The 4,727-nt window shown below is 45.1% G+C and carries 4 protein-coding genes; 1 reads left to right on the top strand and 3 read right to left on the bottom strand.

Going from position 1 to position 4,727, the window contains the following annotated elements; genetic code table 11:
- From ACK8OT_RS19095 to prs, 3 genes are all read right to left on the bottom strand, one after another.
- Positions 1-734: ADP-ribosylglycohydrolase family protein (locus ACK8OT_RS19095; protein WP_410198102.1), on the bottom strand; the 734-nt coding region annotated here is incomplete at its 3' end.
- A gap of 155 nt (positions 735-889) precedes the next feature.
- A complete protein-coding gene (locus ACK8OT_RS19090; protein WP_410198101.1) occupies positions 890-2,488 on the bottom strand; it encodes a nicotinate phosphoribosyltransferase in 1,599 nt (532 codons plus the stop codon).
- 36 nt (positions 2,489-2,524) lie between these two features.
- Positions 2,525-3,364 (bottom strand): ribose-phosphate diphosphokinase, encoded by an 840-nt coding sequence (gene prs, locus ACK8OT_RS19085; protein WP_410198100.1) that lies wholly within the window; start codon positions 3,362-3,364, stop codon positions 2,525-2,527.
- A gap of 322 nt (positions 3,365-3,686) precedes the next feature.
- On the opposite strand from prs, the gene ACK8OT_RS19080 reads away from it, so the two are divergent.
- A complete protein-coding gene (locus ACK8OT_RS19080) occupies positions 3,687-4,415 on the top strand; it encodes an NUDIX hydrolase (protein ID WP_410198099.1) in 729 nt (242 codons plus the stop codon).
- Positions 4,416-4,727: the final 312 nt, after the last annotated feature.

Below are 4,727 nucleotides of genomic sequence, written 5' to 3'. Positions count from 1 at the left end.
TTATAATCATCACTTAAGCTAGCAATACCTAGAGCACAAGCAGCAACCGTATCTACATCTCCACCGAACTCAACACTAGATAGAAGCACATCACTAAGGCTATTACATTTCCCCAAAACTGTTAAAACAGCATTTACAGTTTCAATACCGCAACATGCAACTTCTTTATCCCAGTCATTAATCCATTCATAATTTGTTTGCTCGCATACGAACTTAAATAACTCGTGTGGCGGACCAAGTTTAAAAATAAAAAAGTGGCTAGCTAATGCGATAGCTTGGGATGACTTTATACCAGCTTCTGTATCATGAGTTACACTTGCTTGAACTTTAGCCATTTGTTTCAAGGTTTCGAGTTCATTAATCACGCCTAAAGGAACAGATCGCATTGCTGCACCGTTAGCTGTACTTACTGGTTTAATTGTTGAAATCAATTCATCACCAGAATTTACTGCTGATAAAATCTTGTAAAAACCTTTTGAATAACCGATTCTCGTATCGCGCTTAAAGCACTCTACGAATTTGTTTGCGATGTTCTCTTTATTCCACTCTGTGGACTCTAGTATTAACTCCGCAAGTGCTAATGACATTTGGGTATCATCAGTATAATTTCCAGCTGGAATACCTAATCCATGCTCTTGATACGCTGTCAGATTGTTGAAAGTATCTATCTTCTCTCGCTCTGCAAACTCAAATCCCGCACCGTAGGCATCTCCCACTGCAATACTAAGTAGCATTACTATTCCTTTTTTAGATCAGTAAATTAGTTGTAATTTTGTATATGTAACTCTTAGATGACTAGTTAACTTAGAAAGCTAGCAACTAATCTATGGCCAACTCGGTACGAGTTGGCCATTTTAGACCAGCCGCCATGCCAATAAACTCAGCCAAACTAAATCTGGCTATTAATCAAAGCGCGGATTTCAGCCAGCGTGGTGGTTTTCACCAAGCGGCCATCTTCAAACACGGTTTCAAGTAGCCCTTGTTGCTCTTCGGCTTCAGTGACGTTATCCAGCACCACTAACTCGCCATTCACCCGCTCGACTTTTAGTAAACCTTTGGCTGACTTTTTCTTGGTGTCGGTTTTTGGGTCTTTGAAGATTGCCATGCGCTCGCCGTTTTTCACTACGCTAGTGGCTTTTACCGCACTGCCGTGAGTGTCGCGGGTAACGTATTGGTAGCTGTAAGAGCCTATGCCCAATACCACCTTAGACGCAAAACCTTTGTCCATTAGACGCTGTAAAATCTGGCGTTGACGCTCAAGGGTAATGGCATCACCGTAAATAGCACCTATGTGCGAATCGAGTAGCTTATAGCCTTTATCGGTAACAGTGCCACCAAAGGTATCCCACAGGCATTCAATCAAGCCCTTGATTTCACATGGCATTAACTCTTCTGGCTGAGCATCTTGAGCAACCACGGCATAAAACTTGTCGTCAAAGCTAAAGGCTTCGGCATCGGCCTTGCGTGCTTTTAAATTAGCTGCAGCTAGGGTGACGTCGGCAGAGCTAAACGGCGTTGCATGAACCAAGTAACCGGTTAAAATTTTCACTGGGTCACCAGAGTCTGGACGGATCACTAAGGTGCCATCGCGCTCCATAATCTCTTGTTTTAGCTGTGGTAAATATTCAGTCACTAGGGTCCAAAAGTCCCAAGTATCACTCACCACAGATAAAATGCCGGTTGGCGCTTGTTGCTGCATTAGGTAACGGAAAAATTCAATCTCACCTTCCATTAACCAGCTACAGGTTACGCTGTGCTCGGTGGCATCGACCGAACAGCCCACTAGCTCTTCATCAACATTAGCACCATAGTACTTTTCGGCGAATAACACGGCGGTAATGGTATCTGTGCCCACTAAGCCTGATGCTAGGTGACCAAAACCACTCATGGCCGCTGCCGCTTTACCGAACATGCCGCGAAATGAAAAGTCGTGACCTTGGAATGGCACAAAACTCATATCTAAACCGGTTTTGGCGGCAAACTCTTTAAACACTTTCATGTATGCCGTTGAGGTAGTGGCGCTGGTTTGAATTGGCCAGTTCTCGCAGCTAAGCACGGTTTCTATCATATTGGTTAACCACTGAAACCCAGCTTGAGTATTCACTATGGTCATAGGTGGTACTTGATAAGGCACCAGCGTGCCTTCTGGTAATGCCTTGATCCTAAGTGGTAAATAACCTAAATCATGAAGTTTTTCTAGGTAAGTTACGTCCACGCTATAGCCTAACATGGCCGATAAAATACGCTTGTGCTGAGCCACCGCCGTGGCCTTGTCGGCCTTGAAAAACGCGTCCCACTCTTCAATCAGATAAGACATGATGAAGTACTGCAAGCCAACAAAGGCAACCTTGTCGTTATTGGCTACATTGCTTAGCTTGCCAGAGCGTGAGGTAAAGTTGGCGTAAACCTCAGACACATCAGGGTGGTAAGCTCGGCCGTGAAACTCTTTGTAAACATCTTTTTGCATGGTTGGGGCTGAAATCGTCATTATCACTTCCTCTTTGCAGGATTAACTTAGGTGTAATTAAGCTAGGTGTAATTCGGTTGCACCTGTTACTTGAGGTGCAGGGAAAGATTCACTGGTGTAAATGGCATCAATCAAGCCATCAAACACCTCTAGGCCATTGGCAAAAATGCCGTGGGTAACAAACAAGCTAACGCGCTTGGCACCTTGCTGTTTTAAAACTTTGGCCAACTCGATAAAGGTGCGGCCACCATCGCAAATATCATCGGTGATCAGTACATCTTGATTGCTAATGTCACCAAAGATGGCGGTATGAGTAATTTCCCCGGTCGCCACATCGCGTACCTTTTCCGCTTGCACCACAGCTATACCGCCACCAAAAAACTTAGCTAGGTTGTGCACTTTTTTTGCGGCTCCCGCATCGGGGGCAACTAAGGTTAATTGACCCGCTTTAAGTTGGCTCACTAACTCAGCGTGACGAGCTAAAATCTCACCTTGAGACACATTAACCACGTTATTAATCAAGGCCGGTGTCACATCGCTATGGGCATCCCAAATGGTCACTTTGTTTAAGTTCAAGCCATTGATTAACTTGGCCATTACCGCAGCACCTAAGGCTTCACCCGAGTTGCAAACGCGATCTTGACGCGCATATGGAAAGTAAGGGGCGACCAACTCAATCGCAACTTGGCTGCCGTATTGACGCTGCAGGGCATCCACCGTGATGGCCAATTGCATAAACGCCGCTGAGTTGATTAAGCGCGTGGTGATTTCAATGCGAGAAACTTGCTCAACTTGCTGAGTTAAGCGCACATGCTCTTCACCGCCATTAAAGGTAAAGCTGTCAAAAGGGATTTCCGTTCCCTCTAACTGACCTGTTTGATATGCCTTGATTTTCATGGTTTAACTTCCTTTTATTAAGTGTCTCAAGGACTCTTTATTGTTTGAGATAAATATAGTCTCAGAGACTCTTTATTGTCAAACTTTATTTTTGTCTTTTAGACATTAATTAATAACTACTTCGCCTTGTTGTTAACAAAGGGAGGGAGAATGCGGGTTGATGATGACTCAAAATAAAGTCAAATCACAGCCTGCTTACTCCAGAATGTGGGACGGGCGTGCTAAAAAAGTAACCAGGCTTAGGGGCAAGCTAGATGAACGACTGGCTTTATCACTTCGCTGAGGTATCATATGGTCTCTGGGACTTAAATCGATACACCATATGAGCCAACAAACAGAACAAGCCTATTTAGCCAGTTACAATATTAAAGATTACGATGTCTGCCTCAACACGGTAGACAGTGTGCTATTTACCGTTATTGAAGGTGAGCTATACACCCTGCTGGTACGCCGAGCCAACCACCCTTATTTAGGTGCTTGGGGCTTGCCCGGTGGCTTTATTGATGTGCATTTAGATGAAGATCTCAGCGCCTGTGCCAATCGCCACTTAGCGGAGAAGACCGGCGTAACACCGCCCTACTTAGAGCAAGTCGCCAGTATTGGTAACAAAAACCGCGACCCGAGAGGTTGGTCAACCACGGTCACTTACTATGCCTTAATGGCGCATACCCATTGCACCGCAGATATCGATTCGGTTGACGATGTACAATGGCTGCCGCTGCAACAAGCCCTAAATATGGCGCTGGCGTTTGACCATAAACAGATGATCGAACAGGCATTAGCGCGTCTACAACAAAAAGCCTTATATTCATTGGTACCTGTGTATGCCCTGCCCGATACCTTCACCCTAAGCGAACTGCAACAATTGCATGAAGTTATCTTAGGTAAAACGATTCAAAGCAAATCATTTCGCCGCCGCATTGAGCTGGCAGATGTATTGGAAGAAACAGGCGAGCTGAGCAAAAGTAAAGGTAAAGGCAAACCCGCCGCAATATATCGCGTTAAAGCCGGCGCCGCAGATTATCGGTTTATGCGTAATTTGGAGTATTAGTCTAAGAGAGCACCTATCCTGTGGGAGTACCAGTCATGGTGCGATTTGAGCTCAGTACTCTATAGCTGCATGACTGCAGCTACCACTAACAATAGCCGCAGCACATTTTGACAGTGGTATATGGTGAGAGTGGCACCGAGTGGGAGCGGAATTTATTCCGCGAAATAGCGCGTAAACGACTCATTTATCGCGATTTAAAAATCGCTCCTACCCGAGCAATAAGTATTGGTTGGAACATCTAATCCTTTGGGAGCCCCTTGTGGGAGCGGAATTTATTCCGCGAATTAGCGCTAAACGACTCATTTATCGCGA

This window comes from Motilimonas thetidivivens, from assembly GCF_046452435.1.
Classification (GTDB): domain Bacteria; phylum Pseudomonadota; class Gammaproteobacteria; order Enterobacterales; family CBDFNC01; genus Motilimonas.
The sequence above is the reverse complement of the archived record's forward strand: the minus strand, read 5'-3'. Positions and strand labels throughout refer to the sequence as shown.

What these genes read in the sequence shown, in the direction of transcription:
- ACK8OT_RS19090 (WP_410198101.1), bottom strand. Translation starts at nt 2,488, where the DNA reads ATGACGATTTCAGCCCCAACCATGCAAAAAGATGTTTACAAAGAGTTT.
- prs (WP_410198100.1), bottom strand. Translation starts at nt 3,364, where the DNA reads ATGAAAATCAAGGCATATCAAACAGGTCAGTTAGAGGGAACGGAAATC.
- ACK8OT_RS19080 (WP_410198099.1), top strand. Translation starts at nt 3,687, where the DNA reads ATGAGCCAACAAACAGAACAAGCCTATTTAGCCAGTTACAATATTAAA.